The organism is Peribacillus sp. TE19612 (assembly GCF_056279465.1).
Genome location: NZ_JBWCCL010000004.1, coordinates 263,320 through 277,362, shown reverse-complemented (window position 1 = coordinate 277,362; position 14,043 = coordinate 263,320). Strand labels below are relative to the sequence as shown.

Genomic DNA, 14,043 nt, shown 5'->3' with positions numbered 1-14,043 from the left:
GCAAAAATGACGCTTAAAGCTTTGTAAAATTTCATTGTTCTTCACAAAGAAACATGGTGACAGAATCCAGTTTCATTCTGCCACCATGTTTTAGTCTTCCTCTTAACTTAAACTTTCATCACTCCGCCTGAGCTGGCATTCGTCACAAGTTTGGAATAACGTGCTAAATAGCCTGTCCTGACCTTTGACTCGAAGCCTTTCCAATTGGCTTTGCGTTTTTCGAATTCTTCATCGGAAATTTCCAATTGGATTTTACGATTATTCAAATCCAATTCGATGATATCTCCATCTTCAACAAAGGCGATCGGGCCTCCCTCAGCTGCTTCGGGGGATATATGACCAATGCTGATGCCTCGGGATGCTCCTGAAAAGCGGCCATCAGTGATCAAACCGACTTTCGCTCCAAGTCCCCTCCCAACGATTTGGGAAGTGGGTGCCAACATTTCCGGCATTCCCGGCCCACCTTTAGGCCCTTCGTAACGAATGACCACTACATCCCCTTCTTTAACCTTTCCGGTAATGATTCCGGAAAGTGCATCTTCCTGGGAATCGAAACAAATGGCTGGACCCCTGTGATAGCCACCAACTGATGCGTCAACTGCGCCCACTTTTACGATGGAGCCTTGAGGAGCAAGGTTACCGAACAATACCGCAAGCCCGCCACGCTCAGAATGCGGATTATCCAATGGATGGATTACATCCTTGTCCAATATTTCACAACCGGCAACATTTTCGCGGAGCGTCTTACCTGAGACAGAAAGGCAATCTCCATTAAACGCACCTGGTTTTTTGAGTAACTCATTAATGACGGCACTTACACCACCGGCATTATGTACATCTTCAATATGGTAATCGGATGCCGGTGCAATTTTCGCTAGATGCGGTACGCGGTTAGCTATTTCATTTATGCGTTCCATCGGATATTCAAAACCTGCTTCATGTGCCAATGCAAGCGTATGAAGCACGGTGTTCGTCGAACCGCCCATCGCCATATCCAAGGCAAATGCGTTATCAATTGCATCAATCGTCACGATATCACGAGGCTTGATATCCTGTTTGATTATCTCCATCAACTGTTTAGCGGATTTCTTAACGAATTCCTTACGTTCTTCGGCTACCGCCAAAATCGTTCCATTTCCCGGTAGCGCAAGTCCCAATCCTTCAGCCAGGCAGTTCATGGAGTTTGCTGTGAACATTCCTGAACAAGAACCGCAAGTAGGGCATGCAACTTGCTCGATCTCCTGCAAATCCTCTTCATTGATATTACCTGCTTGATAAGCACCCACCCCTTCAAAAACGGATGTTAATGAAAGAGATTTACCATTTTTATCTTTACCTGCTTTCATGGGTCCGCCGCTTACGAAAATTGTAGGAATATTGACACGAAGTGCTCCCATCATCATTCCCGGCGTTATCTTGTCACAGTTTGGAATGCACACCATACCGTCAAACCAATGTGCCGATACAACAGTTTCCACGGAATCTGCGATGATTTCACGGCTTGGCAAGGAATAGCGCATACCAATATGACCCATTGCAATTCCATCGTCTACCCCGATCGTATTAAATTCGAAAGGAACACCGCCCGCTTCGCGAATCGCTTCCTTCACTATTTTTCCGAATTCCTGAAGGTGGACATGACCTGGAACGATATCGATGTATGAATTACAAACCGCGATGAACGGTTTACCGAAATCTTCTTCTTTAACCCCTGCTGCCCGCAACAGACTTCTATGTGGAGCTCGATCGACCCCTTTTGTAATCATGTCACTTCTCATATTTGATGTAGACATTTGTTGTACCCCCAATTTCCGCTAAATGTTTAATGATTCAGAATAATATAATTTTTAGTATACTCTAAAAATTCTAACATATTTATAGACAAATGCAACCATTCTTCACTAAATATCTACAAAAATCATTTTACTAAAATAATAGAGTTCCAATTTATAGATTCGACCTCAGGGGAACCCCTTTCAAACGATTGGAAATGATCCTAAAAAAATAAAAAGGCATGCGGATTATATCAGCCGCATGCCTTTTTCCTGGGTCATTTCAAATCACTTGTCATTCGCTTGTCTTGATTCTGTCATTTGCTTCCAAACCGAACCTTTTGCTTCTTCACCATTTTCTATACGGTCTATGGCCATCTTGACCTGCAGGGCCACCTCGAATTCAGGATCCTGTTCCGCTTGTTTAAGATAAGGGAGGGTCGTTTCATTTCCCACTTCGTATAAAAACATCGCGGCCCGCCATCTAACCAATTTATTTTTATCCGAAAGTGATTGTGACATTTCTCCCATCGCTTCTTCAAAGCCAAGATCTGATAAACAATCACCAGCAGTACGTCTTACGGCCGCACTTTTATCTTTCAAGGCTTTATACAAGCTCGGAAGCACTTTTCTATCTTCAATCATGCCCAAGTATACTACCGCGAGCCTTCGAATGGAGACTTTACTATCGGAGAGTGCCATATCCAATACTGGAATATCATCAACCGTAGGATCTTCCATTTGTTCTAAAGCCTGATAACGCTTTTCCCAGCTTTCATCATTCAGCATTTCTGCAGTCAGTTTAATTTTTGGACGTTTCAAAATTGCTTCCTTCGTATCGACCATTTCTTTTGCGGCTGCAACTAGCCGATTAATTCGATCTTCCGGATAAGCTGCGATCAGTTCATCCGATACTTCCTTCACGATATCTTCCATATCACCATATCTTACGCCATAATCCTTCCATTTTCGAAGCAGGACTACATTATCATCTTCTTTTTGGGCAGCGGCAATGCCCTTTATGAAATATTCCGGTAAGGCAAAACGTTTTTCGTGTTGACTATCACTTGCTTTAATTTGCATCGGAATGCCCTTGAATTGTTGAATGGCAACAGTTACTTCACCGTAATGTTCATTTAATGCCGCTTGTTGATTTTGTTCCTCGGTTTTTTCACCAAAGACCTGACGGATTTGGACCAAGATATCTTTCCAATCATATTTCGCGTTTCGCTCAACGGCTAAGAAGTCCGCAACATGATATACCCCTTTCACTCCCTCGATCGTAAATAAATCCCTTATCAGCTTGGGTGCTTGGTCAGCTTGATCTTTCTTATAATTATTGCTTTTACCAGCTAATAGCTCTTCTGTTAAATTGATTTTCATTGTATTCGGACTTGGTGTAGGTTCTATCGACTTAATTTTCAATGCATTTCTCTCCTTTTACAAGACGTTTCCATGTACTAGATATTATCACATCGGCAACAGATTCTCATGCAATTGAGATTGGCAAAAAAAAGACTGATCCAAGTTTACTTCCTTGGACCAGTCACCACGCTCATTCTTCTTCCAATTTTTCCGCTAAATACGCCCATCTTTCCATCAAATGGTCTAATTTATCCGTTAGTTCCTTTTCTTCTTCAAGAAGCAGGCGGACTTTTTCAAAATCGCTTCCCGCTGCTGACATTTCTGATGTAATGTCTTTCAAGCGCTGCTCGGCCCGCTCCATGTTCCCTTCTATCTCTTCCCATTCCTTACTTTCCGCATAGGTTAGTTTTTTCTTTTTCTTTTCGGTCCGGTTCATCTGTGGCTCTGGTGCTTTTACTGGCACAGCCTCTTCCGTCTTGTCTTCCAAGAACTCTGAATAAGAGCCGTAATAGAAGTCAATGTCACCTTTATTCTTGAAAACAAGAAGCTGGTGGCACGTTTTATCCAAGAAATACCTATCATGTGATACAGTAATGACTACCCCTGAAAATGTTTCTAAATAATCCTCAAGAACGGTCAAGGTTTGCGTGTCCAAATCATTCGTCGGTTCATCCAAAAGCAGGACATTAGGTGCCGACATCAATATGTTAAGGAGATATAATCGCCTTTTCTCCCCACCGGACAGCTTACGAATTGGCGTCCCATGCGATCCCATTGGAAATAAGAACCTTTCAAGCATCTGCGCAGCCGATATGAAACTACCATCTTTAAGGGCGATTGAATCCGCCGTTTCCCGAATATACTCTATCATGCGCAAATTCTCATCCATATCGACGCTTTCTTGCGTATAGTATCCTATTTTCACGGTTTGCCCTTTTTCCAGGTTTCCTTCATCTATGGATTCCCTACCTGCCAGGATATTCAACAAGGTTGACTTTCCGCTGCCATTATTACCGACGATCCCAATTCGATCACCTGGTTTGAAGAGGAAGGAAAAATGGTTGATGATGGTTCGATCACCGAAGGATTTAGATACATCCTGCATCTCAAGTACTTTTTTCCCAAGACGGGCACCGCTTAATTCCATTTCCAGGTTCTCGGTTTTCTGCTTATCCTTTACACCTGATTCCAATGTTTCGAAGCGTTGGATCCTGGCCTTTTGTTTCGTTGTCCGAGCCTTTGCACCTTTACGGATCCAGGCCAGTTCTTTTTTGAATAGACTTTCCTTTTTCGTTCTTTCAGCCGATTCATTCTCTTCACGAATGGCCTTTGATTCTAAATAATCCGCATAGTTTCCTTTGTATTCGAAAAGCTGGGTCTGGGCAATTTCCCAAATCTTATTGGAAACACGATCAAGGAAATATCGATCATGGGTTACAAATAAAACGGATTTTTGATATTTACCTAAATATTCTTCAAGCCAAGTGATGCTTTCAAAATCGAGATGGTTCGTAGGCTCATCCAAAATCAATAAATCAGGGGTCTCAATCAAGGTTTTTGCAAGGGCCGCACGTTTTTTTTGGCCGCCTGACAGTTCCCCCAGTCTCCTTGAATGATCAGGAAGACCAAGCTTGGTCAGTATCGTTCTGGCATTGGCACTTGTATCCCAGGCGCCTAGCGTGTCCATATCCTGCTGCTGTTTTAACAAACGGTCCTGTATTGCGCTATTCTGCGGGTCTACTTGAAGTTGAATGAGCGTCTTTTCATACTCTTTAATCAACGAAAATACAGGAGTTGAACTTTCATACATATATTCCATGATCGTCAATTTCTCATCAAAATGCGGATCTTGGGACAGATAGGAAATCGTATAATCATTCGGATGATCCTTCGTTCCTAAATCACTGTCTTCCAGCCCTGCGATGATATTCAATAATGTCGATTTACCGGTACCGTTTATCCCAACGATCCCGATTTTTTCCCCTTCGGTAATGGAAAAAGAGACATCTTTAAAAAGCAGCTTTTCCCCTTGGGTTTTCATTACATGTTCCATGCTAAAAACTTTCATAATCGTACATCCCATTCCTTATTAAATTCCTCTAAAAATCCTACCATATATTCATGCCTTTCACTAGCAATCTTCTTGGCTGTACAAGTATTAAGCATATCTTGCAAGCGCAATAATTTTTCATGAAAGTGATGAATGGAAGAGCTTTTGCCATTCCTGTATTCCTTCTTGGTCATGTTTTCCCTAATGGGCAATGAAGGATCATACATAAGCTGTCCCTTCTTTCCGCCAAATGCAAATGTCCTGGCTATGCCTATGGCACCGATAGCATCCAAGCGGTCCGCATCCTGAACAATTTCAGCCTCTATCGAAGGTAGCCTCAACTGCCCTGCACTAAATGAAATTGTATTGATGATCTGTTTAATGGCATCAACACTATCAATATCCAACTTTATTTCATCAAACCAAGCATCAAGCTTTTTCCAGCCCCCATCGGCTTCCTGGTTTAGTTTATCATCAGGGATATCATGAAGCAGAGCCGCCATTTCAATGATGAACTCATTTCCTTCTCGTTCTTCTTTTGCAATATGTAAAGCCAGCTTACGAACCCGATCGATATGGAACCAATCATGGCCGCTGGCATCAGAATTCAATTGGTCATATACATACTTCTCCGTTAACTCAATCATCGTTTGTTTCATTTCACCACTCCATGTCCTTTCTATTTTACCATGGTTCTCAATAATGGTGTGCTTTAATCTTCATTGAACCAACTGAGCCCAATCGTCTGTTCACCGGTATGCACCCCGATGGCGCTCCCCAGTGGGGATACATGGGTCAACACATGAGGGAATTCTTCGGAAATCCTCTTTTTCCATTTTTGTGCCTGCTCCGACACTCCACCATATAATATGGTGCATTCTTTTACTTTTCCCGCTTCGACTGATCTGTGAAAATCAGTGAAGATCTGTTTTTCCGCTTTTTTAAGGTTCCGAGGTTTAGATTTAGTATGGAGCACACCATTTTCGATTGAAATGATGGGTTTAAAGCTCAATAGGCTTCCTAGAATATACTGTGCGTTTGTTAACCTGCCGCTGCGATGCAGCTGATCTAAAGAGCCTATCATTACATAGGTCTCATGGTTATCCGCATACATTCTCGTTTTGACGAATGCTTCATTGATGGAATCGCCATTCTCAATATAATGCATGAGCCGTTTCAAGATTAATAGCATTGGAAAGGAAATAAGTAAAGTATCAAAAACGTCAACAGGGATCGTAACCATTTGTGCAGCTTGCCTGCTCGCAGAAACCGTCCCGCTCAATTCACTGGAAAGATGTACGGCTATGATTCGATCATAGCGTTTTTCAAGCTCCTTATATAATTCCTGGAATCGGCCGACCGAGGGCTGTGACGTTGTGGCTGTGATTTTTTCCTCACCCATCCGCCGGTATAATTCCTCAGGTAATAGGTCGACGCCATCTTCATATTCCTTCCCATCGATGATGACGACCATCGGAACGACGTATACATGTTCATTCAATGATAATTCTTCATCTAAAGTTCCCGTACTATCTGTTACCCATGCAATTCGTTCCATGGTTTCCCCCCTCATTTGTGTCTTCTATTATATTCAATATCCCAACCATCTGTCCCCTTTTAACGGATGCATGCAATAAATATCTTCCCTCAAAAAAAAGCCCAACTGAAACTTTCCGTTGGACTCGATTTCATAATTCATATTAATTTTTTTATATCTTCTTCCATTTCCAGAGGTTTTGTTTTAGGTGCAAACCGGCTGACGATATTTCCATTACGATCAATCAAGAACTTTGTAAAATTCCATTTTATCGATTTGGACCCCATCACTCCAGGAGCATTTTCAGTCAGATAGCTGAATAAGGGGTGGGCTTCCTTTCCTTTGACATTCACTTTTGCGAACATCGGGAATGTTACACCATGATTCAATTTGCAGTATGAATCGATTTCCAGATCATCACCAGGCTCCTGATTCAAAAACTGATTACACGGAAAACCAAGCACGACTACCCCATCCTCTTTATATTGCACATACAGACTTTGCAAATCATCATACTGTGGCGAAAAACCGCATTTGCTTGCGGTATTCACTATAATCATCACTTTCCCTTTATATTCCTCAAGCGAGATGGTTTCGCCATTGATTTTATTGACTTCAAATTCGTAAATGGACATGTATGATCTCTCCCTTTAGTATGATGATTCATTTTACCGTATTTAAAGGTAGGTTTACCAACTTTAATCCTTATCCTATCATCCCGGAATCTTCACTGCTTGTATGGATTGAATCAAATACTCTACCATGTCTTCCAAATCATCCATTTGCTCTTCTCTTACAAGCCTTCCAAATGAAATTTTATATATAGAAGAAGTAATGGTTTGCTTTTTTTTACTGACCGTTTCGCTGGTCGTCACTGAAATGATTCTCTGATCTCCCCAAATTTTTTCCAGATCATTCAACAATTGTTCAGCATTCACTTCATCAAGCTTTTTAGGAAAAGAAATGAATATATTGACCGTGCATCCTGAATGCGTATCATCAATAGCTGCATCGAGTAACTCCGAACTTAGGTTATGTAGGGAAGCGTGCAGCTCAATGGCACCGCTAATCGAAATGGGCGCGATTGGGTTTTTCAATTCCATCTCGATCTTATATGATCTGGACATGGTTGAGAGATTCACTATATCATCTCGGTTTATGACCAATATATCCCCAATGAAATCACGATCGTAAACCGCTCCTTCCAATACCACTTTCATGTTTTCAAATGCTGTAGGATCAAACAATCTCCAAACACCTCTCCAACTTCATAGTTAATGTTTTCCGATCTTCCCATTTTAGCATTCCCAGGCCATTTCCTTCGGGTTTTACAAGAAATTATTAAAATAGCTTTTCTATTCAATAATTTTCTATATAATTAAAATATTATGATTTTTGAAGAAGGAGGCTAATCATGCCAATCAGAATTCCGGAACAACTGCCAGCAAGGGAAATTTTAGAACAGGAAAATATCTTCGTAATGGATGAGGAAAGAGCTACCAATCAGGAAATCCGTCCATTGAATATATTAATTTTAAACCTAATGCCAGAGAAAGAAAAAACGGAGGCCCAGTTACTGCGCTTTCTTGGCAATACTCCCATTCAAGTAAATATATCATTCCTGCGCTTAAGCACACATGAATCAAAGAACACAAGTAAATTTCATTTAGATCAATTTTACAAATCATTCAATGATATTCGCACGAAGAAATATGACGGCTTGATCATTACAGGCGCTCCAGTGGAAAAGCTGGAATTTTCAGACGTTAATTATTGGGAAGAACTCCAGAGCATCATGAACTGGTCAAGTGAAAATGTCACATCCACCCTACATATCTGTTGGGGGGCACAAGCTGCCCTGTACCATCATTATGGAATAGGCAAATACGAACTTCCAGAGAAATGCTTCGGGGTATACACTCATGAGGTCCTTGAACCGAATGAAAATCTAGTCCGCGGATTCGATGATTATTTTATGGCCCCTCATTCACGCTATACGGATATTGACTATCAAAAATTAGTTAACCATCCTGAATTGAAGGTTCTCGCACAGTCCGATCAAGCTGGTGTATTGATGGCTGCTTCAGTTGATGGAAAAAGAATTATGGTTACCGGCCATTTCGAGTATGATGCCGATACCCTTGGTGAAGAATACAAGCGCGATAGGGAACGCGGGATCAATACGCAACTCCCTGAAAATTACTTTCCTGATAACGATCCGACCAGGATACCTCTTCACCGCTGGAAGAGCCATTGCAGCCTGATGTTCTCGAATTGGCTGAATTATTATGTCTACCAATCAACCCCTTATGAGTGGGATTGAAAGGGTAAGAAAAAAGAAGCTTTCACTTTGAAATGAATCGCTTTTTTATGGCAGACACATCCGATCATCATGGGAAACAACCTGAGTAGCTGACTCAGGTTGTTTGTTTCATAATTCCTTATTGCCGAAATATACCTCTTCAAAAGGTTGGACGACCACAAATCCTTGTCCTTCGAATTTCATTTGAACGGATTCGCCGCTTCCCCTTCCAAAAAACGACTTCAATGAAACATCCGTTACGAATTCAGGCTGCAATTCCCCTGACCAAGCTACTGTGGCATTCGGGTCCGTATAAACCGGATTCCCAGGTTCCACCATTAAAGTAAGAGGCTCATAATGGGAAGTGAATGCGACCATGCCTCTCCCCTCGAGCCTTACGTTGAACAATCCGCCTGCCAATAACCCGGCAATGCGCCGCATCATTTTTATATCCCATTGAATCCCCGGCTCAAATGCGAGTAAATCATTTCCGTTAACACAGATCGATTCACCATTTAACTGTAAAATGGAAATCTTCTTCCCTTGATCCGCAACGTATAGCTTGCCTCTTCCGGTCGCTTTCATCAAGGATGCACCCTCACCGGTTAAGGCTTTTTTAAAGAGTTTACCAAGACCATGCTCCAAAATACCTTCCCGCTCGAATTTAATGTTGCCGCGATAAGAAACCATCGTTCCCATTTTTGCCCAAATCTGCTTTTCCAAATTAATCTCCAGAATTCGTTCCGTTTCAAGTTCAAATAAACCTTGCCCTTTATCCTGCTGTTTCGTCTTTTCAACGAATTGATCGATTTGATACTTCTCCATCACTGCCCTACCTCTTTTTGAAGGAGGAAAAGCCACATGAACGATACAGCTTGCTTTAATTCCTTTGAAAAATGTCCGAGTTTTGTATAGTCCACCCCTCTCTTTGCTACGCCGGTATCAGCCACTGCCTTCCATCCCGTTTCTAAAGCCATTTTTTCAAATTCCCACGGCTGCATGGTATTCATGATGACTTTATCTCCTAATAACCGGTGGAAGCTGAATTTTTTTCGTGGCTCAGCTGTTGGACCAAGTATTCCAAAACAGACATAACCTCCAGGCTTTATTACCCGTTGAATTTCCTTCATCACCGTTAAGGGTTCACCCGTATATTCCAAAGAATTAATGACCATTGCCGCATCCATTTCTTCATCTTCAAAGGGAAGGTTATAAAAATCCCCTTGCAGGAAAGAAAGTCCTGGTTGTTGAGCGGTTTTCCCCTTTGCAAATTCAATCATCACATTGGATAAATCAACTCCAGTTACTTTAAATCCCGCTTCGGCCAATTTCATGGAACCAACTCCATCTCCACAGCCTATGTCAGCCACCTTCACTCCCGAAGGTACATATTCAGAAAAGAAGGGAATGATGTTTTTCCTACTCCCCGTTTCCCACATTTCTTGCGAATTCTTTACCCACATAGGTGCAAAAACATCCCATTCCTTTTCCGACTCTTTATGCCATGTATGTATATTCATAAGAAATTCACCCTCCCATTTAACCCCTAATCAATAAGTTACTGAAAAACACAAAAACACTTCGTTTTCCCGAATCAAAATACCGGGGCCTCTTTATAGCTATTCTGTTCATAATCAAAAAATCCTCTTTTAAAACGTCACCCCCCTTTACACCTTATTTGTAAAATGAACCATGCCCGGTTCAAGAAGACAGATGATATTAAAACATAAAAAAAACTGCCAGCGGCAGCTTATTTTGAATTTTCTTCATTTCTTTTTTGTATCTTTCGTAAATCTTCGACACGGTCAGGAGATTCTTCAAAGAATTCAACCAGGTCTCCAATCCTATCGATGGCATTCCAACTAAGGTGGTGTTCAATCCCCTCTACATCCTGATAAATATTTTCTTCCTTGACCCCAATCAACCTTAGCATCTGTTCTAAAAGTTCATGGCGGTAAACGAGCCTTTTACCAACTTTTTTCCCATTTGCAGTTAATACGAGACCCCGGTACTTTTCATATATCAAGTATTTTTCCTGATCAAGTTTTTGAACCATTTTTGTAACAGAAGATGGGTGGACGGAAAGATTTTCAGCAATATCGGAAACTCTTGCATATCCTTTTTCTTCAATAAGTAAATAAATTTGTTCTATGTAATCCTCCATGCTCGGTGTAGGCATTAGGAATCCTCCCATTCAAACGCATATCTAAAAATTTTACTATATATACGACCCCGAAACAAGAAGTTATAAGTCTCAGGGCGCCTTTAATGAAGTCTTTCCTCAAGTTTGCTTGACGTTTTGTTCTGTCGGGAATGTAAAACTGATCTTCTTTTCAGAGTCGGACCAAGATAAAATGGCATCAAAGGTCTTTTCCCCTTTCTTAAAACCGCTTATCAAATCCGTTTCACCGCTCGCCAACAGCTTTTTTATATTTGCTTGACTAATTTTCTTATTAAGGATTTTTTTGGATATTGTGAAGTTACACTTTGTTTTTTGATAACTTACACATCCATAGAATTCCCCTTTATCGACAATCTTTGAACCGCATAGTTTACAGCTGCCTACAGATGCGGAACTTCTCTTTTTAGGGCCGCTCCGTTGAATCGACTCGGTATCCAGCCCTTGAAAATCCCAGCTTTCGGATGATTCCACGGCATCACTGATAATTTTTGCTGACATCTTTTTAACAGCTTCCATAAAGCCTCCAGCTGAAGCCTTCCCTTCACCAATTTCCCTTAATCGCTGTTCCCATTTGGCTGTCATTTCGGGTGAAGCCAGGATTTTCTCCCCGATTGCAGTAATCAGCACTTTCCCTTTATCTGTCGCAAACACCTGGTTTTTTTTCACATTGATGTATTTACGGTCTTTGAGCATGGTAATGATGCCAGCCCGAGTTGCTTCGGTTCCGAGACCCTCGGTTTTCATCAGTACTTTTTCCAACTCTTCATTATCCAGATGCTTTCCGGCAGTTTTCATCAAAGTGATCAGCTGACCCTCTGTATAACGCTTAGGGGGCTGGGTTTTTCCTTCTTTCACCTTTATATTGGCGACCTTTCCAGAATCCCCTTTTGAAACGGACGGCAAAATGATATCATCATCATCCTTGTCATTATTTTGGAAAATCACTTTGCGCCATCCCTCTTGAATCTGCTGCTTGCCTTTAGAAATGAATTCGGCCCGCTTATCGACGAGCGTTTTAATGGTGGTGTAATCGAAAATGGCCTTCTCATAATGGGCCGCAATCAACCTGCGAACAACCAAGTCATATATATTCCGTTCTTCAGCGGAAAGCCGCTTTGGGTCGGTTACCTGCTCCGTCGGAATAATGGCATAGTGATCAGTCACCTTCTTTTCATTTACAAACCGTTTATTATTCATGATGTTCGGTTGTGGCAAAGGAAACAGGGATTCATATTCTGAAAATCCGCTTAGTTTTTGCAAAATATCGGGAAATGTTTCGGCTTCCCCCTCCGTCACATAATTGGAATCTGAACGTGGATAAGAAACGATCCCTTTTTGATATAAACTTTGCACGATATCAAGCGTCTGTTTCGGTGAATATTTATAAATCTTGTTCACTGTCGCTTGCAATGACGATAGATTAAATAACAAAGGCGGCTGAAATTCTTTCCTTTCAGTATCCATTTCCGTTATTTCAACTTCCTTACCCTTACAAAAGGCGGCAATTTTATCAGCCATTTCTTTTGTCTTGATTCTCGGGTCATTGTTCAGCTGCCATTTCCCCTGATATTTCTTACCGTCCATCTTGAAATCTGCGAACACCTCCCAGAACGGTTCAGACTTGAATTGCTCAATTTCCATTTCCCGCTTCACTATCAAAGCAAGAGTCGGTGTCTGAACCCTTCCAGCTGAAAACACATCCGAAACGCCCCTTTGTTTCAACAAAATACTATACGCTCTCGACGCATTCATTCCCACAACCCAGTCCGCGCAAGCTCTCGTATACGCTTCATAATAAAGCGGCCTGGTTTTTTCTTCGCTCTTCAAATTTTGAAATCCCTCATAAATCGCTTTCGGGGTCAAAGAGGAAATCCATAAACGTTTCATCGGTTTATTGACATTGCATAAGTTAACGATGTTGCGTACAATCAATTCTCCTTCACGCCCGGCATCACCTGCATGAATGATTTCATCGACTTCTGGTTTCCTAAGCAAAGTCTTCACAACATTGAATTGCTTTGCCTTTTGTCGGGTCACTTCATATTGAAATTTCTCAGGAATCATCGGCAACGTTTCCATCGACCATTTTTTCCATTTTGAATGATAGGTTTCCGGCGAAACAAGTTGACATAAATGTCCGACGGCCCAAGTTACATAAGCTCCATCGGGGAAAAGTTCATTCGGCATGATTTCTATATAGCCTTGCTGTTTTTTCGTTTTAAATTGAGCCGCTAGCGTTGAACCTTGATCTGGTTTCTCCGCAATGATTAGCTTCATGATCATCTTCACCTAATCCGTTACAAAATATCTTTCCCCTATCATTATACCTTAATTATCACAATCGGCTAGATATGACTTCGTTTTTAACGGACTGTTCTAAAGTATTGTTTTTTTCTATGATTTATAAAAGCTAAAGGAATTGGTTCAACATTAAGTAATCAACGATAGTCTTGGTTTGATTGCGACCCGGCCCTTCTATGGAACGTTAATTGGCAAAAGAACTAAAGTCACTTTAAAAAATGTTATTAATAAAGAATACAAAGATAGTTGAGTTGCCTATTGAAAAATACTTAATACCTGTTGAATGGAGTGATTACAAGCAATATGGACTAACTCATATAGTCTGTTTAAATGCTTTTGCTATAGCCGGCAATAAAATTATTCCTTCTAACCAGTCAAACATTAAAGAAGTATAAAAGATCTAGCAGTATATAGATATTTGATTGGTCTAGTGAAGGATCACTGAAATATCTAAATGGTGTTAGTGGTTTCAAAACTCTTAGCTAAAAAACATCATTGAACCTGTAGAAAGAGATTCTTGAATTCCCCATTTTC

Annotated in this window: 12 protein-coding genes; 1 reads left to right on the top strand and 11 read right to left on the bottom strand. The window is 41.1% G+C overall.

The annotated features are described in order from the left end of the window. Nucleotides 1-107: 107 nt before the first annotated feature. From ilvD to ACZ9AO_RS09435, 7 genes are all read right to left on the bottom strand, one after another. Nucleotides 108-1,778 (bottom strand): dihydroxy-acid dehydratase, encoded by a 1,671-nt coding sequence (gene ilvD, locus ACZ9AO_RS09465; protein ID WP_034311212.1) that lies wholly within the window; start codon nt 1,776-1,778, stop codon nt 108-110. A gap of 282 nt (nt 1,779-2,060) precedes the next feature. Further along, nucleotides 2,061-3,197 (bottom strand): conserved virulence factor C family protein, encoded by a 1,137-nt coding sequence (locus ACZ9AO_RS09460; protein ID WP_048681019.1) that lies wholly within the window; start codon nt 3,195-3,197, stop codon nt 2,061-2,063. 130 nt (nt 3,198-3,327) lie between these two features. Then, on the bottom strand, nt 3,328-5,205 hold the full coding sequence (locus tag ACZ9AO_RS09455; RefSeq protein WP_048681024.1) for an ABC-F family ATP-binding cassette domain-containing protein: 1,878 nt from the start codon (nt 5,203-5,205) through the stop codon (nt 3,328-3,330). Next, nucleotides 5,202-5,846 carry an HD domain-containing protein gene (locus ACZ9AO_RS09450; RefSeq protein ID WP_063593896.1) on the bottom strand — a complete coding sequence of 215 codons (645 nt, stop codon included), beginning with the start codon at nt 5,844-5,846 and terminating at the stop codon, nt 5,202-5,204. Before ACZ9AO_RS09450 ends, ACZ9AO_RS09455 begins: the two co-directional genes overlap by 4 nt. A gap of 53 nt (nt 5,847-5,899) precedes the next feature. Continuing rightward, a complete protein-coding gene (locus tag ACZ9AO_RS09445) occupies nt 5,900-6,745 on the bottom strand; it encodes a DegV family protein (RefSeq protein ID WP_048681030.1) in 846 nt (281 codons plus the stop codon). A gap of 137 nt (nt 6,746-6,882) precedes the next feature. Then, a complete protein-coding gene (locus tag ACZ9AO_RS09440; protein WP_034307586.1) occupies nt 6,883-7,359 on the bottom strand; it encodes a glutathione peroxidase in 477 nt (158 codons plus the stop codon). Nucleotides 7,360-7,437: 78 nt separating this feature from the next. Next, the gene (locus ACZ9AO_RS09435; protein WP_048681034.1) at nt 7,438-7,971 is read right to left on the bottom strand and encodes a hypothetical protein; all 534 of its coding nucleotides are present in this window, start codon (nt 7,969-7,971) and stop codon (nt 7,438-7,440) included. Between the two features lie 167 nt (nt 7,972-8,138). Between ACZ9AO_RS09435 and metA the strand changes: the two genes are divergently transcribed. Then, nucleotides 8,139-9,047: a homoserine O-acetyltransferase MetA gene (gene metA, locus ACZ9AO_RS09430; protein ID WP_034307589.1), complete on the top strand. Its 909-nt coding sequence runs from the start codon at nt 8,139-8,141 to the stop codon at nt 9,045-9,047. A 108-nt stretch (nt 9,048-9,155) separates the two neighbouring features. Here metA and ACZ9AO_RS09425 read toward each other — a convergent pair whose 3' ends face one another. The 4 genes from ACZ9AO_RS09425 to ACZ9AO_RS09410 all read right to left on the bottom strand — a co-directional run bounded on the left by ACZ9AO_RS09425 (nt 9,156) and on the right by ACZ9AO_RS09410 (nt 13,485). Then, nucleotides 9,156-9,851, bottom strand: a complete 696-nt coding sequence (locus tag ACZ9AO_RS09425) for an AIM24 family protein (protein ID WP_476109002.1) — start codon at nt 9,849-9,851, stop codon at nt 9,156-9,158. After that, nucleotides 9,851-10,546, bottom strand: coding sequence for a class I SAM-dependent methyltransferase (locus ACZ9AO_RS09420; protein WP_251542708.1), 696 nt, complete (start codon nt 10,544-10,546; stop codon nt 9,851-9,853). The genes ACZ9AO_RS09425 and ACZ9AO_RS09420 overlap by 1 nt, the downstream gene beginning before the upstream one ends. Nucleotides 10,547-10,776: 230 nt before the next feature. Beyond that, the gene (gene mntR / locus ACZ9AO_RS09415; protein WP_048687667.1) at nt 10,777-11,205 is read right to left on the bottom strand and encodes a transcriptional regulator MntR; all 429 of its coding nucleotides are present in this window, start codon (nt 11,203-11,205) and stop codon (nt 10,777-10,779) included. 102 nt (nt 11,206-11,307) lie between these two features. Continuing rightward, nucleotides 11,308-13,485 (bottom strand): DNA topoisomerase III, encoded by a 2,178-nt coding sequence (locus ACZ9AO_RS09410; protein WP_476108933.1) that lies wholly within the window; start codon nt 13,483-13,485, stop codon nt 11,308-11,310. Nucleotides 13,486-14,043: the final 558 nt, after the last annotated feature.

Bases quoted from the DNA above. Each gene is read 5' to 3' on its own strand.
- ilvD (WP_034311212.1), bottom strand. From the start codon at position 1,778: ATGAGAAGTGACATGATTACAAAAGGGGTCGATCGAGCTCCACATAGA.
- ACZ9AO_RS09455 (WP_048681024.1), bottom strand. From the start codon at position 5,205: ATGAAAGTTTTTAGCATGGAACATGTAATGAAAACCCAAGGGGAAAAG.
- ACZ9AO_RS09450 (WP_063593896.1), bottom strand. From the start codon at position 5,846: ATGAAACAAACGATGATTGAGTTAACGGAGAAGTATGTATATGACCAA.
- ACZ9AO_RS09445 (WP_048681030.1), bottom strand. From the start codon at position 6,745: ATGGAACGAATTGCATGGGTAACAGATAGTACGGGAACTTTAGATGAA.
- ACZ9AO_RS09440 (WP_034307586.1), bottom strand. From the start codon at position 7,359: ATGTCCATTTACGAATTTGAAGTCAATAAAATCAATGGCGAAACCATC.
- metA (WP_034307589.1), top strand. From the start codon at position 8,139: ATGCCAATCAGAATTCCGGAACAACTGCCAGCAAGGGAAATTTTAGAA.
- ACZ9AO_RS09425 (WP_476109002.1), bottom strand. From the start codon at position 9,851: ATGGAGAAGTATCAAATCGATCAATTCGTTGAAAAGACGAAACAGCAG.
- ACZ9AO_RS09420 (WP_251542708.1), bottom strand. From the start codon at position 10,546: ATGAATATACATACATGGCATAAAGAGTCGGAAAAGGAATGGGATGTT.
- mntR (WP_048687667.1), bottom strand. From the start codon at position 11,205: ATGCCTACACCGAGCATGGAGGATTACATAGAACAAATTTATTTACTT.
- ACZ9AO_RS09410 (WP_476108933.1), bottom strand. From the start codon at position 13,485: ATGAAGCTAATCATTGCGGAGAAACCAGATCAAGGTTCAACGCTAGCG.